An 18,272-nucleotide genomic window follows, 5' to 3' on the forward strand; every position below is an offset into this window, starting at 1 on the left:
ATTTCCTCAATATTTCTGATTCCCCCAACTTTGAGCCTGGACCACTTCATCAAAAAGGAAACGACATGACCTTCGACAGCAGCCTGACCCCGGCGCAGTTTGCCGCCGGCGGCACGCGCCTGATCACACGGCTCACCACCACCGACATCGCCCACCTGGGCACCGAGTACATCGCGGCCATGACGACCGCCCAGGCCGGCGTGCTGAGCGCCGCCCAGCTGGGGGCGATGCCGGCCGACAGCGTCGGCGCGTTGCGGCCGGAAGACTTCGCGGCGCTGCGCGCCAACAACCTGGGCCTGGCGTCGCAATCGAGCGCCTTCATGGCGGCGCTGGCGCCGGAACAGCTGGCGGCGCTGACCGCGGTCCAGGCCGGCATGCTCAGCGCCAAGGGCGTGCGCGGCCTGTCGCCCGAGGCGCTGGCGGCGATCGGCGCCAAACAGACCGGCATGCTGGCCAACACATTGATCGCCGGCCTGCAGCCGGAGCAGGTGCGCGCGCTGGGCACGGGCCAGATCGCCGCGCTCAAGGCCGGCCAGGTGGCGGCCCTGCCGCTGCAGCGCAAGGAGGGCGAGGACCTGTTCAGCGCCGGGCAGATCGCGGCCTTCACCACCCAGCAGATGGCGGCGCTGAGCACCGGCCTGCTCCGGCAGTTGAGCGCCACCGAGCTGGGCGCGATCGAAACGGCCGACTTCGCCGCGCTGACCTCGCGCCAGATCGGCGTGCTGAGCGTGGCGCAGCTGCTGGCGCTGAGCCTGGACCAGCTGCACGCGCTGCAAAGCCGCCAGACCAACGCGCTGGGCAGCGACCAGATCCAGGCGCTGGACGCCGAGCGCCTGCAGGCGCTGGGCACGGCGGTGATCGGCGCGCTGAGCACGGCGCAGATCCACGCGCTCAAGGCCGACCAGCTGCACGCGCTGACCAGCGCCCAGCTGCACACGCTGACCGCGCGCCAGTTCGGCGTGCTGTCGACCGCCGACATCGCGGCGCTGGACGGCAACGGCCTGGCCGCGCTGCGGGTGGCGGTGATGGCCGCGCTCAACTCGGCCCAGCTGGCCGCGCTGGGCGCCGGCGACGACGGCGATTTTGGCCGCTTCTCGACCGCCCAGGTGGCGGCCCTGAGCAGCGCCGCGCTGACCGGCCTGAGCGCGCACCAGGCGTCGCAACTGACCAGCGCCCAGGCCGCCGCGCTGAACGCGGTCCAGCTGGGCGCGCTGAGCACGCAGGCCATCGGCCAGCTTGACGGCGGCGACCTGGCGGCGCTGAAGGCGGGCAGCATCGTCGGCCTGAAGACGCGCCAGATCGCCGCGCTCAACGGCGAGCAGTTCGCCGCGCTGAACACGGCGCAGGTGGCGGTGCTGAGCAGCAGCCAGATCAACGCGCTGGACGGCGACGCCTTCGCCGCCATCGAGACGGCCGACCTGGCCGCGCTGGGGCAGGGCGCGATCGCCGGCCTGTCGACCCGCCTGCTGGCGGTGCTGGACGCGCAGCGCATCGCCGCGCTGACGATGCGCCAGGTCGCGTCGCTTGGCTCGGCCAGCCTGAACGCGCTGAGCGCCGAGCAGTTCCAGGCCTTGAGCACGGCGCAGCTCGCCAAGCTGAATCCGGCCGCGGCCGGCGCCCTGTCGATCGCGCATCTGGCGGCGCTGTCGCCAACCGCGCTGGCGGCCCTGCCGGCGGCCGCGTTCGGCGCGCTGAACTCGGCGCAGTTCGCCGCGCTGGGCGGCGCCGAGCACCAGATCGGCTCCCTGAACACGGCGCAGATCGCGCAGCTGAAGCCCGCCGCGCTGGCGGGCATGACGGTCGAGCAGGCCATCGCGCTGACCACCGCGCAGGCGGCCGCCCTGAGCGGCGCGCAAGTGGCGGCCTTGTCGCTGGCGGCGGTGGCGGCGCTGGAGTCGCAGGACTTCGCGGCGCTGAGCGCGGCAGCCATCTACGGCCTGAGCACCGCCCAGCTGGCGGTGCTGGGCAGCGAGCAGATCCTCGGCCTGACCACGGCCCAGGCGTCCGGCCTGGGCAGCCAGCACATCGCCGCGCTGTCGGCCGAGGTGCTGGCCCAGATGCACACGGCGGAGATCGCCGCGCTGCGCATCGGCGCCATCCCCGGCCTGCGCACCGACCAGCTGCAAGCGATGAGCAGCGACCAGATCAACGCGTTCACCGGCGGCCAGGCGTCCATGCTGAGCAGCGCGCAGTTCGCCGCGCTGTCGGCCGATGTGGTGGCCAACCTGCAGCTGAGCGACCTGGCTGCGCTGAACAGTTCGGTGATCGCCGGCCTGTCGCCGGCCAACCTGGCGGCCCTGACCAGCCGCCAGATCGGCGCGCTGGCCGGGCGCCAGGTGGCGGCGCTGACCACCGCCGCGCTGGCCGGCCTGACGCTGGAACAATTCGCCGGCCTGTCGGTCACGCAGTTCGGCGTGCTGAGCTCGCGCCAGTACCAGGCGCTGCGGGAGGACGAGGTGGCGGCCATCGACACCGCCCACCTGGCGGCGCTGTCGTCGCAGGTGATCGCCAGCCTGAACACGACGCAACTGGCGGCCTGGTCGACCACGCAGGTGGGCGCGCTGAGCGCGGCGCAGGCGGCCGCCCTGGTGGCGTCCCAGCTGCGCGGCCTGGGCAGCGACGGTTTGGCGGCCTTGACCACGGCGGCGGTCGGCGCCTTGAACACCGCCGTGATCGCGCAGCTGGTGCCGGATCAGTTGCACGCGTTCGGCACGGCGCAGATCGCCTCGCTGTCGGTGCGCCAGATCGCGGCGCTGCCGACCGCGCACCTGGCCGGCGTCGACCTCCTGACCACCGATCAGATGGTGGCGCTGACGTCCAGCCAGGTGGGCGCGCTGAGCAAGCCGCTGCTGGCGGCGCTGGGTTCGGACGACCTGGCGGCGATCGAGACGCGCGACCTGCTGGCGCTGGGCAGCGCGCAGCTGGCGGTGCTGTCGACCGCGCAGATCGGCGCGCTGACGACGGCGCAGGCGGTGGCGTTCACGACCGCGCAGACGGCGGGCCTGAGCACGGCGCAGCTGGCCGCGCTGGCGGCGGCCAAGCTGCCGCACCTGGCGGCGCAGGCGTCGCCGACGCTGCGCACCCGGGTGGGTGGCATGGTGGAGGCGCTGGCGGCCTTCAGCGCCGGGCAGCCGGAGCCGGCGGCGCCATCGTCCGCCTTGTCGATGCCGGGCGCGTTGAAGGAGGGGGCCGGCATGCTGGCCGCGCCGGATGGCTTGCGTGTGGCTAGCCTGGCGCCGGAAGCGAAGGACTTGCTGGCGGCGCCGCGCAAATAAGCGCAGCCGGGTGGCTTTGCCTCAAAGCGGCTGGAACACTCCAGCCGCTTTGTTTTTCTGCACGTTATCCCACGCGAAAATCTTGCCGTTCATGGCCACGTACACGCCGGGCGGCAGGGTCTGCGCCACGCCGGCCGCGAAGCCCAGGTTGAACATCGCGTCGGAATTGGCGATCTCGTAGGGAATCATGGCGCCGGTCAGCACGATGGTCTGGCCCAGGCCGGCAGGTCCCAGCACAGCGGCGGTCTGCGGCATGGTGTCGGTGCCGTGGATGATGACGATCGCCTTCTCGCTGGCGGCGCGGCACGAGGCCAGGATGCGCTCGCGGTCGGCGTCCACCATGTCCAGCGAATCCATCAGCGGCAACTGTTCCAGCGCCACGTCCACCGTCAGGCGGCAGCGCGCCAGCAGCGCCGGCACGTGGCTGTCGGCAAAGCCCAGGGTGCCGTTCAGTTCGTTGTAGTGTTTATCGAAGGTACCGCCGGTGGCGAGGATGCGCAGGGTCATGATGAAAGCTCAAGCTGATTAAAATGATCTGCATCATAACCCAAACCGCTACGTGAAAAGAGTCCCGCCATGGGCTGGAAACTTGGGCATACTATGTCTACACTGGTTTCTTTGTTCGTTTCGATCCCATGAAAGCCCTTGCCCCCGGAACCGTCATTTTCCACCGCCATCGCGGCTACGGCGTCATCACGTCGGTCAATCTGCTGACCGGCTGGATCTCGGCCCGTTTCGGCAGCGAGGCGCGGACGCTGGACCTGAACCTGTCCACCGACGAGGTGCAGTTCGCCGACGGCGAGGCCATCCTGTTCCGCCGCGCCCCGCCCGACCGCATGCCGCACGCGCGCCTGATGGCGCTGGTGCGCGCGCTGCACCAGGCCGGCTACCAGCGGCTGTACCTGTATTCCTGGCCCAAGCCGTCCGGGCTGCACTGGCGCTGGCATTTGTTCACCGGCCAGCGCGACTGGATGCAGCGCTCGTGGCGCGAGGGCTGGTACGGCTCGGGCGCGGACTACAACGTCAATCCGGTGATGGGCTGGGGCGACTCGCCCGGCGCCACCACCGAGGAGCTGGTCCACGCGCTGGCCCGCTTCGACCCGCAGGGCCTGGCGCAGGCGCTGGGCCGCGACGAGGACCACACCGCCTGGTTCGCCAACGTGTGCGACGCGCTGCTGCCGGGCTATATGTACAGCCTGGACATGCAGCGTCCCGACGGCGGCCCGCTGATTGACATGCCGCCGGTGCCGGTGGTGCCGGTGCGCGCCACCTTGCCGCCGTACCCCGGGCCGGACATCGCCTGGCCGCCCGGCTGGGCCGGGCTGTGGAGCAAGGTGCACGCCATGCCCGCGCCCCGCATCAACCTGACCGGCCTGCCGGAAGTGCCCGAGCAGGCCGACTAGCGCGCGTTGGCCAGGTAGCCGGGATTGTTGATCTTGTCGCAGCGGCCGGCCGCGAAATCGACGATGTTCTTGAACGCGTGGTGGAAGTACAGCTCGTAGCTGTCCTGCTCCACATAGCCCAGGTGCGGCGTGGACAGCACGGTCGGCATGCGCAGCAGCGGACTGTCGGCCGCCAGCGGCTCGGACGGGAACACGTCCAGCGCCGCGTAGCCGGGCCGGCCCTGCGGCAGCGCCTGCTCCAGCGCGTCCGGCTGCACCAGCTCGGCGCGGCTGGTGTTGACGAACAGCGCGGTCGGCTTCATGCGCGCCAGGTCCTCGGCGGTGACGATGCCGCGCGTGTCCGGATGCAGCCGCAGGTGCAGGCTCAGCACATCCGATTCCCCGAACAGCGCCTCGCGCGAGGGCGCCGCCGCGTAGCCGTCGGCCACCGCCTTGTCGCGGCTGGACTGGCTGCCCCACACCACCACCTTCATGCCGAATGCGCGGCCGTAGCCGGCCACCATCTGGCCGATCTTGCCGTAGCCCCAGATGCCCAGCGTGCGGCCCTTGAGCACCACGCCCAGCCCGTTCAACTGCGGATTGATGGACGCGGTCTGCCACAGGCCGTCTTTCAAATTGGTCGCGTACGGCACGATCTTGCGCGCGGCCGCCATGATCAGCGCCCAGGTCAGCTCGGCCGGCGCGGTGGGCGAACCGACGCCCTCGGCGATCGCGATGCCCAGCTCGGTGGCGGCCTCGACGTCGACATGCCCGGCCAGCTTGCCGGTCTGCGAGATCAGCTTGAGGTTGGGCAGCTTGGCCAGCAGCGCACGGTTGAGCACGGTGCGTTCGCGGATCAGCACCAGCGCGTCGAACGGCGCCAGCCGGATGGCCAGCTGGCCCAGCCCGCGCGCCGAGTTGTTGAACACTTTAACGTCGTGTCCACGCAATAAATCAAAGCAAGCGAGCGTGGCCGTGGCATTCTGGTAATCGTCGAGAATCGCAATTTTCATGGGAGATAACCGATCTTATGGGGAATTTCGTAGGGAAATAACAGCTTGCAAGAGAACCTGAATAGCTTACTACTTTACTCAACTAATTCTCCTACATTTTTGATTGGAACGGCTGTTGACGGGTGTACAATCGCCTCAAAAAACAGGCCTGTCGATCATGAATCCGGGCCGCGCAAGACCGCCGTGACACCGCCGACCCATTTCGAATGGGCTACTGAGCGCAAGCCAAAAGCTGACGACGATCCTGCCGCACCGCAGAATTTTAATTAGCATTGGAGGTAGTATGAATCAACCCGTCATGGGTGGCGTTGCAGCACTGCTCAACGTCCCAGCTTACATCAAGCAGCAAAAGTTGATCAACTGGGTGGCCGAGATCGCCGCCCTGACCAAGCCGGCGCGCATCTACTGGTGCGACGGCACGCAGGAAGAATACGACCGCCTGTGCGGCGAGATGGTTGCCGCCGGCACCATGAAAAAGCTGAACCAGGAAAAGCGTCCGAACTCCTACCTGGCCTGCTCCGACCCGACCGACGTCGCCCGCGTCGAAGACCGCACCTTCATCTGCTCCAACACCAAGGAAGAAGCCGGCCCGACCAACAACTGGATGGCCCCGGCCGACATGCGCGCCACGCTCAACCCGCTGTTCGACGGCTGCATGGCCGGCCGCACGATGTACGTGGTGCCGTTCTCGATGGGCCCGCTGGGCTCGCCGATCGCCCACATCGGCGTTGAACTGTCGGACTCGCCATACGTGGCGGTCAACATGCGCATCATGACCCGCATGGGCAAGGCCGTGTACGACGTGCTGGGCACCGACGGCGAGTTCGTGCCGTGCGTGCACACCGTCGGCGCGCCGCTGACCGCCGGCCAGAAGGATGTCGCATGGCCGTGCAACGCCACCAAGTACATCGTCCACTTCCCGGAGACCCGCGAGATCTGGTCCTATGGTTCGGGCTACGGCGGCAACGCGCTGCTGGGCAAGAAGTGCTTCGCGCTGCGCATCGCCTCCAACATGGGCCACCAGGCCGCCGCCGTTGACGGCAAGGGCTGGCTGGCCGAACACATGCTGATCCTCGGCGTTGAATCGCCGGAAGGCAAGAAGCACTACGTCGCGGCGGCCTTCCCGTCGGCCTGCGGCAAGACCAACTTCGCCATGCTGATCCCGCCGGCCAGCTTCGACGGCTGGAAGGTCACCACCATCGGCGACGACATCGCCTGGATCAAGCCGGGCGCCGATGGCCGCCTGTACGCGATCAACCCTGAAGCCGGCTACTTCGGCGTGGCGCCGGGCACCAACACCCGCACCAACTCGAACTGCATGGCCTCGCTGGGCTCGGACACCATCTTCACCAACGTCGCGCTGACCGACGACGGCGACATCTGGTGGGAAGGCCTGACCAAGGAAGCGCCTGCGCACCTGATCGACTGGCAGGGCAAGGACTGGACGCCGGCCTCCGGCACCAAGGCCGCCCACCCGAACGCCCGCTTCACCGTGGCCGCCACCCAGAACCCGGTGATCGATCCGGCCTGGGACGACCCCGCCGGCGTGCCGATCTCGGCCTTCATCTTCGGCGGCCGCCGCTCGACCACCGTGCCGCTGGTGACCGAGGCCCGCAACTGGGTCGAAGGCGTGTACATGGCCGCGACCATGGGTTCGGAAACCACCGCCGCCGCCGCCGGCCAGATGGGCGTGGTGCGCCGCGATCCGTTCGCGATGCTGCCGTTCATGGGCTACAACATGAGCGACTACTTCCAGCACTGGCTGAACATGGGCGAGAAGCTGGGCCAGATCAACGCCGCCGCGCTGCCGAAGATCTACTGCGTCAACTGGTTCCGCACCGACGAGCAGGGCCACTTCGTGTGGCCTGGCTTCGGCGACAATATGCGCGTGCTGAAGTGGATGCTGGAACGCATCGAAGGCAAGGCAGGCGGCGTCGAGAACATCTTCGGCACCACCCCGCGCTTCGGCGACCTGAAGTGGGACGGCATCCCGTTCTCGCCGGAAGAGTTCGAAACGATCACCTCGATCGACAAGGACGCCTGGCGCGAAGAATTGAAACTGCACGATGAACTGTTCGCCAAACTGGCCTACCATCTGCCGACCGAACTGACCGCCGTCAAGGCTGAGTTGGAGAAGCGCCTGGCACGATAAGCCGGCCGGAGGAGACCGAAAAAATCCCCGTGTGCGCATGCCATGGCACACGGGGATTTTTTTGCTTGCAGTTTCGCACGGGTGTGCTAAAGTTCGGTCCATGGACACCCTGACCGCCAAAAGCGAAGCCACCTTCGCCACCATCATCGACGCCGCGCTGGACATGGCGGCGGCCGACGGCATCGGCAAGCTGTCGCTGGGCGAGCTGGCCAAGCGCACCGGCATCAGCAAGAGCGGCGTGTTTTCGCGCGTCGGCTCGCTCGAGACGCTGCAGGCCGCCGTGCTGGACGAATACGACCGCCGCTTTTCGCAGCAGGTGTTCCTGCCGGCGCTGCAGCAGCCCAAGGGCTTGCCGCGGCTGCTGGCCATCGTCGCCGCCTGGTCGCAGCGCGCCTGCGACGAGAGCCTGCGCAACGCCTGCCTGTACAGCGCCGGCGCCTTCGAGTTCGACGACCAGGACGGCCCGCTGCGCGACCGCCTGCAGCAGGGCGTGGCGGCCTGGCGCGCCGCGCTGCGCAAGACCATCCTGCAGGCGATGGAGCTGGGCCACCTGCGGCCCGACACCGACGCCGGCCAGCTGGTCTACGAAATCTACAGCCTGATCGTGGGGCTGATCCACGACACCCGTTTCCTGCGCGACGAGCAGGCCAGGCGCCACATGCAGCGCGCCTTCAGCCGGCTGATCTCGACCTACAAAAGCTTCAACGACATGGAATAAACCCTGCCGCAGCCCGTCTGCGGTTTTCTTGAAACTAATTTCGCACACATGTGCGAAAACTGGAGCCCGCTATGAAAACCGTCCTGTTCCTGTTGCCGCTCGCGATCTACCTGCTGTGCCGGCCCTTTAGCCGCACGCTCAGGTCGCTGCCAAATAACAACGACGACTTTATGCTGTTTTAAGCCGGGGAATTTGATTACAATCGGCCGATGGAAATCAAAACCCACACCGGCGAACAGGCCAGCCTGCTGGAGCGCATCGCGCAAACCCAACGTCCCGACCTGGTCGTCATGATGGGCTATGGCGACGAGCTGCCGGTGTTCCGGCGCGCCCGCGCGCTGTGGGAGTTTTACGCGACCCACTTCCCCGGCATCGAACTCATTTTCCCGCGCTGGTCGAACAAGCTCAGACGCGGCGAGGTCGTGTCCGAGGGCCGCGACCTGTTGGTCGGCATCGGCGACGGCTTCCAGGGCGACGCCGGCTACAGCAACAGCGGCGTCTGGTCGCAATCCGAGAACGCGCGCTGGATTTACCGGCAGGTGCTGGCGCAGGACTACGTGCTGCGCAACCGCGAAGGGCCTTTCTTCCTGTACCAGACCACGGTGACCTCGGTGGTCGATTTCCGCGGCCTGTGCACGGTGCTCGACCGGCTCGATCCCGTCAACTGCTACGCCGGACCGCTGGCCCGGCTCAATGGGCCGGAAGCCTTCAACGGCCTGACCTTCGTCAGCGGCGCCAGCGTGGTGCTGTCGCGCGATGTGCTCGAGCGCATGCGCGAACGCTACGACCCGCGCCACGTCTTTGCCACTTTGCCCAACGATATCTGGCAGGCCGCCTTGCTGCATGACGTACCGCGCCAGGCGCTGCCGACCTTTAACCTGGTCAAGCCGCGCGCCGCGCGCGCCGACGCCGGCTACATCACCGCGCTGGTCAAGCAGCAGCTGCAGCAGGGCCAGTACCATTTCCGCGTCAAGACCGTGGCGCCGGAGGACGCGGCCGGACGGCGCGAAGACATCGATCCCTGGATCATGTTGCGCACCATGGAAGCCATCCTCGAAAGCGAGCACACGCCGGCGGCCACGCTGGCGCTGGTGGACAAGGTGCGCCGCATGACCGACGGCGGCGCCGGCGCGCCGGTCGCGCCCATCCGCGCCGAACCGCTGCATACCGGCCATCGCGATTTTCCGCTATCGGACCTCGAGATTGCGTAGCGCCGGTTTGACTCCCCAACTGATCATCTTCGATTTCGACGGCACGCTGGCCGACACCCTGCCGGTGTTCCTCGACGTGTTCGACCAGGCCGCCGACAAGTACGGCTTCCGGCGCATGGACCGCGGCCGCCACCACGCGCTGCGCCAGCTCGACGCCCGCCAGATGATGGCGCTGCACGAGATCCCGCTGTGGAAGGTGCCGGCCATCGCCACCTTCATGCGCTCGGCGATGGGGCGCGGCGTGGCCGACATCCGCCTGTTCGACGGCATGGCCGAGGTGTTGCGCGCGTTGAAGGCGCGCGGCGTGCTGCTGGCCGTGGTCAGCTCCAACTCGCGCGACAACGTGGTCAACGTGCTGGGGCCGGAACTGGCCGCGCTGTTTTGCCGCTTCGAATGCGGCGCCTCGCTGTTCGGCAAGCTGCCCAAGATCCGCAAGGTGCTGGCCGCCACCGGCGTGGCGCGCGAGCACACGCTGCTGATCGGCGACGAGATCCGCGACGCCAAGGTCTCGGCGGAAGCCGGCATCGACTTCGGCGCCGTGGCCTGGGGCTTCAACAACATCGAGGCGCTGATCGCCGAGCGGCCGGCGCGCGTGTTCCGGCAGGTGGACGAACTGCTCGCCTAGGCCGGTGTTGTTAAATTTCGAAAGCCCGGTTGGGGAAATTCATACCTGCGCCGGCGCGGAAAGCAGGTAGTCTTGCGCACTCCCCCGTGCGCGGCACGGCAACCTGGAGAACGATGATGACGCCTTTCCGTGCGATCACCCTTGCCGCTGTATGCGCGGCGGCCTTGCCTGCCCATGCCACCCAAGCCACCACCGCGCCGGTCGGCGTGACGGGCGGCGCCATCGCCGGCCTGCGCGACGGCGACATGCGGAGCTACCTCGGCATCCCCTACGCGGCGCCGCCGGTGGGCGCCCTGCGCTGGCAGGCGCCGCAGCCGGTGGCGCCATGGACGGGCGTGCGGCAGGCGCGTGCGTTCTCGGCCGCGTGCGCGCAGTCCGCGCCCTGGGTCACCAATCCGAAAAGCGAAGACTGCCTTTACCTCAACCTGTGGGCGCCCGCGCGCGCGGCCAGGCTGCCGGTCATCGTCTGGATCCACGGCGGCGGCTACTACGGCGGCACGGCTGCGGTGCCGCTGTTCGACGGCGCCAACCTGGCCCGGCGCGGCGCCATCGTCGTCACGCTGAACTACCGGCTCGGCATCTTCGGCTTCCTGGCCCATCCGGAGCTGTCGGCGCAATCGCCGGACCATGCTTCCGGCAACCAGGGCATCCAGGACCAGATCGCCGCGCTGCGCTGGGTGCGCGACAACATCGCTGCCTTCGGCGGCGACCCGTCCCGTGTGACCATCGTGGGCGAATCGGCTGGCGGCGAGTCGGTCGCCATCCTGGTGGCGTCGCCGCTGGCCAAGGGCCTGTTCCAGCGCGCCATCGCGGAAAGCGGCAACGACGCCATGCCCATCGAACCCGCCGAGGACGCCCAGTTCGACCGCAAGACCGCCGAGGCGCAAGGCGCTGCGCTCGCGCCGCACTTGGCCGACCTGCGCGCGATGGACGCCGCCGCCCTGCAGAAGCTGCCCTGGTCGCCGCGCACGCTGGTCGACGGCCACGTGCTGCGCGAAGACCTGACCACGATGTACCGCAACCACCGCCAGAACGACGTGCCGCTGCTGGTCGGCTGGAACGCCGAGGAGGGCAAGGACTTGGCGCCGGAAATCCTCGGCACCGGCGACTTCACGGCGGCCGGCCACCGCGAGCTGGTGGCCAGGCTGGTGGGCCATCCGCCGTCGGCCGCGCTGCTGGCCGCCTATCCCGGCGCCACGGATGCCCAGGCCCGCGCCTCCATCGTGCAACTGACCAACGACTGGTGGGGCTGGCGCATGACGCACTGGGCGGGGCTGCAGGCGCGCCACGGCCGCTCCAAGGCCTATGCCTACTTCTTCGCCCACCAGCCGGCCGAACCGGCCACGCCATGCGGCTACGGCTGCGGCGCCGGCCATGGCGCGGAGATCCCCTACGTGTTCGACAATCTCCACACCGATAAGCGCACGTGGAGCGCGGCGGACCGGCAACTGGCGGCCAGGCTGGCCGACACCTGGGTCAACTTCGCCCGCACGGGCAGCCCGAACGGCAAGGGCTTGCCGGCCTGGCCGGCCTACGACGGCGGCGCGACGTCCATCCTGCGCATCGGCGACGCGGCGCAGCTCAAGGCCCATCCGCTGCCGGACTTGAGCGAGACTGGACCGCTGCGCAGGGACTAGCCGGCCAGTCCTGCCGATCCGCGAAAAATGCATTCCATGACCGTGTTTTAACATTCCGTCTCAATCCGCGCGCCCGGCGCGGCGGGGCGGCATACAGTGCATGCTCAACATTTTTCCGATAGGCCTCTAGACATGACAACTGCAACCACCCGTATCGGCGTCGCCAGCGCCCTGTTGTTTTCCCTGATCCTGGGCGTGGCCCATGCCGACACCCCGGCACCCGACCTGGCCGGCCGCCGCGAGGCGCTGAACTCCCTGATCAAGGAACAGTGGGAATACACGATGCGCTCCAGCCCGGAATGGGCGTCGCTGCTGGGCGACAAGCGCTACAACGACAGATGGTCGGACTTCTCGCAGGCCGGCATCGACGCCGACCTCAAGGTGACCGCCGACTTCCTCAAGCGCTTCGAGGCCATCGACACCACCGGCTTCCCGCTGCAGGAGCAGCTGAACCGCGAACTGATGGTGCGCCAGCTGCGCCAGAACGTCGAAGGCGGCCGCTTCAAGGAATGGGAGATGCCGCTGGCGCAGAACTCCGGCATCCACATCGACACGCCGCAGCTGGTGTCGGCGCTGCCGTTCGAGACCGTCAAGGACTATGAGGACTACATCGCGCGCCTGCACACGCTGCCCAAGCTGTTCGACCAGACCCGCGTGCAGATGGAGAACGGCGTGCACGACAAGCTGATGCCGCCGAAATTCCTGATCCCGAAAATCGTCAAGCAATGCGAGGACGTGGCGGCCATGAAGCCGGCCGATTCGCCGTTCGCCGAGCCGCTGAAAAAATTCCCGAAAGAGTTCTCGGCCGCCGACAAGGCGCGCCTGAGCAAGGAGGTGCTGGCGGCGGTGCAAAAGGACGTGATCCCGGCCTACAAGAAGCTGGCGGTCTACACCAAGACCAAGTACGCGCCGTATGGCCGCATGGACGTCGGCATGTGGTCGCTGCCGGACGGCGCGGCGCGCTACGCGTACAAGGCCAAGTCCGCGACCACCACCGACATGTCGCCGGAAGAGATCCATCAACTGGGCCTGTCCGAGGTCAAGCGCATCGAAGGGCTGATGCTGGCGACCGCGCAGAAGCTGGGCTACCAGGACCTGAAGAGCTTCAACAAGGCGGTGGCCGCCAAGCCGGAGCTGCATCCGAAATCGCGCCAGGAGATCATCGACCTGTACCAGAAATACACGGACCAGATGTACACCCAGCTGTCGCAGCAGTTCGGCGTGCTGCCGAAGGGTAAAGTGGAAATCAAGCCGGTCGAGGAGTTCCGCGAGAAGGGCGCGTCCGCCGCGGCCTACATGCCCGGTTCGCCGGACGGCAAGCGCGCCGGCCGCGTGATGGTCAACACCGGCGATTTCGCGCACCGCTCGACCATCGACATCGAGACCACCGCGCTGCACGAAGGCGTGCCGGGCCACCACATGCAGCTGACCATTGCGCAGGAGATCGAAGGCTTGCCGACCTTCCGCCAGCAGGGCAACTACACCGCCTACGCCGAGGGCTGGGCGCTGTACTCGGAGCGGCTGGGCGAGGAGCTGGGCTTCTACAAGGATCCGTACAGCTACTACGGCCACCTGCAGGACGAGATGCTGCGCGCGATCCGCCTGGTGGTGGACACCGGCCTGCACTACAAGAAGTGGAACCGCCAGCAGGTGGTGGACTTCTTCCACGACCACTCGGGCATCGAGGAAGTGGAAGTGCAGAGCGAGACCGACCGCTACATCGTGTGGCCGGGCCAGGCGCTGGGCTACAAGATCGGCCAGCTGAAGATCCTCGAGCTGCGCGACTACGCGCGCAAGGAGCTGGGCACCGGCTTCGACATCCGCACCTTCCACGACCAGGTGCTGGGCGCGGGCGCGTTGCCGATGGACGTGCTGGAGTCGCACATCAAGGACTGGGTGAGCGCGGAGAAGCAGAAGCAAACCCGCGTCACCGCGCAGTAAGCGCTCAGGGCGGCGACGCCGCCCTTGTTGTCGTGCCGCTGCTGGTCCGGGTACGGGCCAGCAGCGTTTCATTTTCATGCTGGACGTCGCCCCGTAACGTGTTGGCGCCGAACAGCATATCGTCCACACGCCAGCCGGCATCCTCCAGCGTCAGCACGAAGCGTATCTTGCGCCGGTAATTGTCGCCCTGGCCGAGGACGGCGTTGAAGGACACATCGACGTTGCCGTTGCCCGCGTAGGCCGCCTTGAAGCCGGCCTTGCCGAGGTTCAGGAGGACGTCGCCATCGGCGTCGTAGCCGCAGATCTCGTCGTTGCGCGCCAGCTTGCCGCACAGCTCGTGGTTGGTGGCCAGCAGGTCTTCCAGCTCGGTGGAGTAGAAGGTGCCGGGTGGCGGTGGCGCGCGCCGTGTCTCGCCGAGGTAGCTGCTGTAGAACTGGGTGATGAAATCGACCTGCTGCCGCTCCGAGCGCGCCTTGTAGGCCATCAGCGAGGCCACCGCGATCACCGTGGCGCCCGCCAGTGCGGCGATGGGCAGGTAGTGTTTTTTATTGAATGACATGGCAGTCCCCAAGGAAGATGCATTGCTGCATTGTCCTTGAGGCTGGCGCGGGGCGAATTGCCCCAAATCAAGATGGGTGAGCGGAGGGGCGCCGCCGCGTTGCGCGGCGGCGACCGCTTTACTTCAGCAGCGGCACCAGGTACTTGCCGGTCACGCTGGCGGGGTTGGCCGCCACTTCTTCCGGCGTGCCGGCGGCGATGATCTTGCCGCCGCCCGCGCCGCCTTCCGGTCCCAGGTCGACGATCCAGTCGGCCGTCTTGATCACGTCCAGGTTGTGCTCGATGATGACCAGCGTGTTGCCCTGGTCGCGCAGGCGGTGGATCACCTTCAGCAGCAAATCGATGTCGTGGAAGTGCAGGCCGGTGGTCGGCTCGTCCAGGATGTACAGCGTGCGGCCCGTGTCGCGCTTGGACAGCTCCAGCGACAGCTTGACGCGCTGCGCCTCGCCGCCCGACAAGGTGGTGGCGCTCTGGCCCAGCTTGATGTAGCCCAGGCCCACGTCCAGCAGCGTGTGTAGCTTGCGCGCGATCAGCGGCACCGGCTTGAAGAACTCGTGCGCGTCCTCGACCGTCATGTCGAGGATCTCGGTGATGTTCTTGCCCTTGTACTGCACTTCCAGCGTCTCGCGGTTGTAGCGCTTGCCGTGGCAGACGTCGCACGGCACGTACACGTCCGGCAGGAAGTGCATCTCGACCTTGATCACGCCGTCGCCCTGGCAGGCTTCGCAGCGGCCGCCCTTGACGTTGAACGAGAAGCGCCCGGCGCTGTAGCCGCGCTCCTTGGCGGTCGGCACGGTGGCGAACAGGTCGCGGATCGGCGTGAACAGGCCGGTGTAGGTGGCCGGGTTCGAGCGCGGCGTGCGGCCGATCGGCGCCTGGTCGACCGCGATCACCTTGTCGAAGTGCTCCAGGCCGCTGATGGCGTCGTGCGGCGACGGCTCGGTCTGCGAGCCGTACAGGTGGCGCGACAGCGCCGGGTACAGCGTGTCGTTGATCAGCGAGGACTTGCCGGAGCCGGACACGCCGGTCACGCAGGTCATCAGGCCGACCGGCAGGTGCAGGTTGACCTTCTTCAGGTTGTTGCCGGTGGCGCCGGTGATCACCAGCTGCTTGTCCGGGTCGGCCACGTGGCGCTTCTTCGGCACGGCGATCTTCAGCGTGCCTTTCAGGTACTGGGCCGTCAGCGAATTCTTGTTCTTCAGGATGTCGGTCAGCGTGCCCTGGGCGATGATGTCGCCGCCGTGCACGCCGGCGCCCTTGCCCATGTCGACGATGTAGTCGGCGGTGCGGATCGCGTCCTCGTCGTGCTCCACCACCAGCACGCTGTTGCCGATGTCGCGCAGGTGCTTCAGCGTTTCGATCAGGCGGTCGTTGTCGCGCTGGTGCAGGCCGATCGACGGCTCGTCAAGCACGTACATCACGCCGGTCAGGCCGGAGCCGATCTGCGAGGCCAGGCGGATGCGCTGCGCCTCGCCGCCGGACAAGGTGTCGGCGCTGCGGTCCAGCGACAGGTAGTCCAGGCCGACGTTGTTGAGGAACTGCAGGCGCGAGATGATCTCCTTGACCACGCGGTCGGCGATCTCCTTTTTCGCGCCCTTCAGTTTGAGCTGCTCGAAGAAGGACAGCGTGTCGCGCAAAGGCTTCTCGGCGATCTCGTAGATGGCCTTTTCCTGCTTGCCTGTGCCGACCTTGACGTAGCGCGCCTCGACCCGCAGCCGCGCGCCGTCGCACGACGGGCATTTCTTCTCGTTGATGAACTTGGCCAGTTCCTCTTTCACCGCCATCGAGTCGGTCTCGCGGTAGCGGCGCGCCAGGTTGGTGACCACGCCTTCGAAGGCGTGCTCCTTGACCACGGTGCGGCCGCGCTCGTTGACGTAGGTGAACGGGATCTGCGTCTTGCCCGAGCCGTGCAGGATCACTTCCTGCGCGGTCTTGGGCAGCTGCTCGTACGGCAGGTCGAGGTCGAACTCGTAGTAGGCCGCCAGGTTGGACAGCATCTGGAAGTAGAACTGGTTGCGGCGGTCCCAGCCCTTGACCGCGCCGGACGCCAGCGACAAATTCGGGAAGGCGACGATGCGCTTGGGATCGAAGAACTCGATGTGGCCGAGGCCGTCGCATTCGGGGCAGGCGCCCATCGGGTTGTTGAACGAGAACAGGCGCGGTTCCAGTTCCTGCAGCGAGTAGCCGCACTCGTTGCAGGCGAACTTGTTGGAGAACACGTGCTCCGCGCCGCTGTCCATTTCCAGCGCCACGGCGCGGCCGTCGGCCAAGCGCAGCGCGGTCTCGAAACTCTCGGCCAGGCGCTGCTTGATGTCGGCGCTGACCTTGACGCGGTCGATCACCACGTCGATGGTGTGCTTCTCGGTTTTCTTCAGCTTGGGCAGGTCGTCCACCTCGTAGATCTTGGCGTCGTGGGTGCCGCTCTGCACGCGGAAGCGCACGAAGCCCTGCGCCTGCATCTGCTCGAACAGGTCGGAGTGCTCGCCCTTGCGGTTGGCCACCACCGGCGCCAGGATCATCAGCTTGGTCGCTTCCGGCATGGCCAGCACGGCGTCCACCATCTGCGACACGGTCTGCGCGGCCAGCGCGTGGTCCGGGTGGTTGATGCAGTATGGCGTGCCGACGCGCGCGTACAGCAGGCGCAGGTAGTCGTGGATCTCGGTCACGGTGCCGACCGTCGAGCGCGGATTGTGCGAGGTGGCCTTCTGCTCGATCGAGATGGCCGGCGACAGGCCCTCGATCAGGTCGACGTCCGGCTTTTCCATCAGCTGCAGGAACTGGCGGGCGTAGGCCGACAGCGATTCCACGTAGCGGCGCTGGCCCTCGGCGTACAGCGTGTCGAACGCCAGCGAGGACTTGCCGGAGCCGGACAAGCCGGTGATCACGATGAGCTTGTTGCGCGGCAGGTCGAGGTTGATGTTCTTGAGGTTGTGCGTGCGTGCGCCGCGGATGCGGATCTGTTCCATGGATTTTTTGCCTTTCGGGTCAACCCGCTACTATAGCTGGGTTTGAATATATGCGCCGACCTTGCGCCAGATCGAACTTGGGCGTCGCGGCACTGTATATAATACCAGTATTTTCTTGAGCGGTTGCAATGCAAATGTTGGTGGGTGGCCGGCCCGTTCGACTATAATCGCTGTTTGCGCATTACATAAACAGCCCGCTTGAGGCGGCCGCCGTTACTCAGGAGTTTTATACATGGCATCAGTCAACAAAGTCATCATCGTCGGCAATCTGGGTCGCGACCCGGAAATTCGCTACATGCCCAGCGGTGACGCGATCGCCAACATTGCTGTGGCGACATCGTACAAATCGAAGGACCGCAACACCGGCGAGCAGAAAGAGCTCACCGAATGGCACCGCATCTCGTTCTTCGGCCGCCTGGCTGAAATCGTCGGCCAGTACCTGAAAAAAGGTTCGTCGGTCTACGTCGAAGGCCGCCTGCAGACCCGCAAGTACACCGACAAGGATGGCGTCGAGAAATACGCGACCGACATCATCGCCGAGCAGATGCAAATGCTGGGCGGCCGTCAAGGCATGGGCGGCGACGCCGGCATGGATGACGGCGGCTACGAAGCCCCACCGCAGCGCCAGGCCCCGGCCCCGCGTCCGCAAATGGCGCCACCGGCCCCGGCACCACGCCCGGCCCCGCGCCCGGCGCCGAACTTCTCGGACATGGATGACGACATCCCGTTCTAAGATACACCTCAGAACGAGTTGTAAACAAGGCCCCGTAACTCTTTGAAGTTACGGGGCTTTT

General features: G+C 67.1%; 13 protein-coding genes. 9 read left to right on the forward strand and 4 right to left on the reverse strand.

What is annotated here, in order from left to right; translation table 11 throughout:
• The first annotated feature begins 65 nt into the window (after positions 1–65).
• Entirely contained in the window at positions 66–3,275 is a 3,210-nt protein-coding gene (locus ACUJB0_RS22115) for a hypothetical protein (RefSeq protein ID WP_444847093.1), read from the forward strand.
• 21 nt (positions 3,276–3,296) lie between these two features.
• On the opposite strand, the gene ACUJB0_RS22120 is transcribed toward ACUJB0_RS22115, so the two are convergent.
• The gene (locus tag ACUJB0_RS22120; RefSeq protein ID WP_117015400.1) at positions 3,297–3,782 is read right to left on the reverse strand and encodes an asparaginase domain-containing protein; all 486 of its coding nucleotides are present in this window, start codon (positions 3,780–3,782) and stop codon (positions 3,297–3,299) included.
• 128 nt (positions 3,783–3,910) lie between these two features.
• Here ACUJB0_RS22120 and ACUJB0_RS22125 point away from each other — a divergent pair, with 128 nt between their 5' ends.
• Positions 3,911–4,678: an L-asparaginase gene (locus ACUJB0_RS22125; RefSeq protein WP_444847094.1), complete on the forward strand. Its 768-nt coding sequence runs from the start codon at positions 3,911–3,913 to the stop codon at positions 4,676–4,678.
• Here the strand turns inward: ACUJB0_RS22125 and ACUJB0_RS22130 are convergent.
• Positions 4,675–5,670, reverse strand: a complete 996-nt coding sequence (locus tag ACUJB0_RS22130) for a D-2-hydroxyacid dehydrogenase family protein (RefSeq protein ID WP_444847095.1) — start codon at positions 5,668–5,670, stop codon at positions 4,675–4,677. The genes ACUJB0_RS22125 and ACUJB0_RS22130 overlap by 4 nt on opposite strands.
• A gap of 283 nt (positions 5,671–5,953) precedes the next feature.
• On the opposite strand from ACUJB0_RS22130, the gene ACUJB0_RS22135 reads away from it, so the two are divergent.
• The 6 genes from ACUJB0_RS22135 (at position 5,954) to ACUJB0_RS22160 (ending at position 13,954) form a co-directional block, all read left to right on the forward strand.
• Positions 5,954–7,822, forward strand: coding sequence for a phosphoenolpyruvate carboxykinase (GTP) (locus ACUJB0_RS22135; protein WP_444847096.1), 1,869 nt, complete (start codon positions 5,954–5,956; stop codon positions 7,820–7,822).
• A gap of 100 nt (positions 7,823–7,922) precedes the next feature.
• Positions 7,923–8,540, forward strand: coding sequence for a TetR/AcrR family transcriptional regulator (locus ACUJB0_RS22140; RefSeq protein WP_444847097.1), 618 nt, complete (start codon positions 7,923–7,925; stop codon positions 8,538–8,540).
• Positions 8,541–8,749: 209 nt separating this feature from the next.
• Complete coding sequence (locus ACUJB0_RS22145; RefSeq protein ID WP_444847098.1) at positions 8,750–9,751, forward strand: hypothetical protein; 1,002 nt, start codon at positions 8,750–8,752, stop codon at positions 9,749–9,751.
• 7 nt (positions 9,752–9,758) lie between these two features.
• Positions 9,759–10,376, forward strand: a complete 618-nt coding sequence (locus tag ACUJB0_RS22150; protein WP_444847099.1) for an HAD hydrolase-like protein — start codon at positions 9,759–9,761, stop codon at positions 10,374–10,376.
• Between the two features lie 116 nt (positions 10,377–10,492).
• On the forward strand, positions 10,493–12,013 hold the full coding sequence (locus ACUJB0_RS22155; RefSeq protein WP_444847100.1) for a carboxylesterase/lipase family protein: 1,521 nt from the start codon (positions 10,493–10,495) through the stop codon (positions 12,011–12,013).
• A 132-nt stretch (positions 12,014–12,145) separates the two neighbouring features.
• Positions 12,146–13,954 (forward strand): DUF885 domain-containing protein, encoded by a 1,809-nt coding sequence (locus ACUJB0_RS22160; protein WP_444847101.1) that lies wholly within the window; start codon positions 12,146–12,148, stop codon positions 13,952–13,954.
• Between the two features lie 4 nt (positions 13,955–13,958).
• On the opposite strand, the gene ACUJB0_RS22165 is transcribed toward ACUJB0_RS22160, so the two are convergent.
• Both ACUJB0_RS22165 and uvrA read right to left on the reverse strand, forming a co-directional pair.
• Positions 13,959–14,513, reverse strand: a complete 555-nt coding sequence (locus ACUJB0_RS22165) for a hypothetical protein (protein ID WP_444847102.1) — start codon at positions 14,511–14,513, stop codon at positions 13,959–13,961.
• Between the two features lie 118 nt (positions 14,514–14,631).
• The gene (uvrA, locus tag ACUJB0_RS22170) at positions 14,632–17,478 is read right to left on the reverse strand and encodes an excinuclease ABC subunit UvrA (protein WP_444847103.1); all 2,847 of its coding nucleotides are present in this window, start codon (positions 17,476–17,478) and stop codon (positions 14,632–14,634) included.
• Between the two features lie 232 nt (positions 17,479–17,710).
• Here uvrA and ssb point away from each other — a divergent pair, with 232 nt between their 5' ends.
• Positions 17,711–18,211: a single-stranded DNA-binding protein gene (gene ssb / locus ACUJB0_RS22175; RefSeq protein ID WP_161085181.1), complete on the forward strand. Its 501-nt coding sequence runs from the start codon at positions 17,711–17,713 to the stop codon at positions 18,209–18,211.
• The last annotated feature ends 61 nt before the right edge of the window (positions 18,212–18,272 follow it).

This window comes from Duganella caerulea, assembly GCF_040362985.1.
GTDB classification, from domain to species: Bacteria; Pseudomonadota; Gammaproteobacteria; order Burkholderiales; family Burkholderiaceae_D; genus Rugamonas; species Rugamonas vulcania.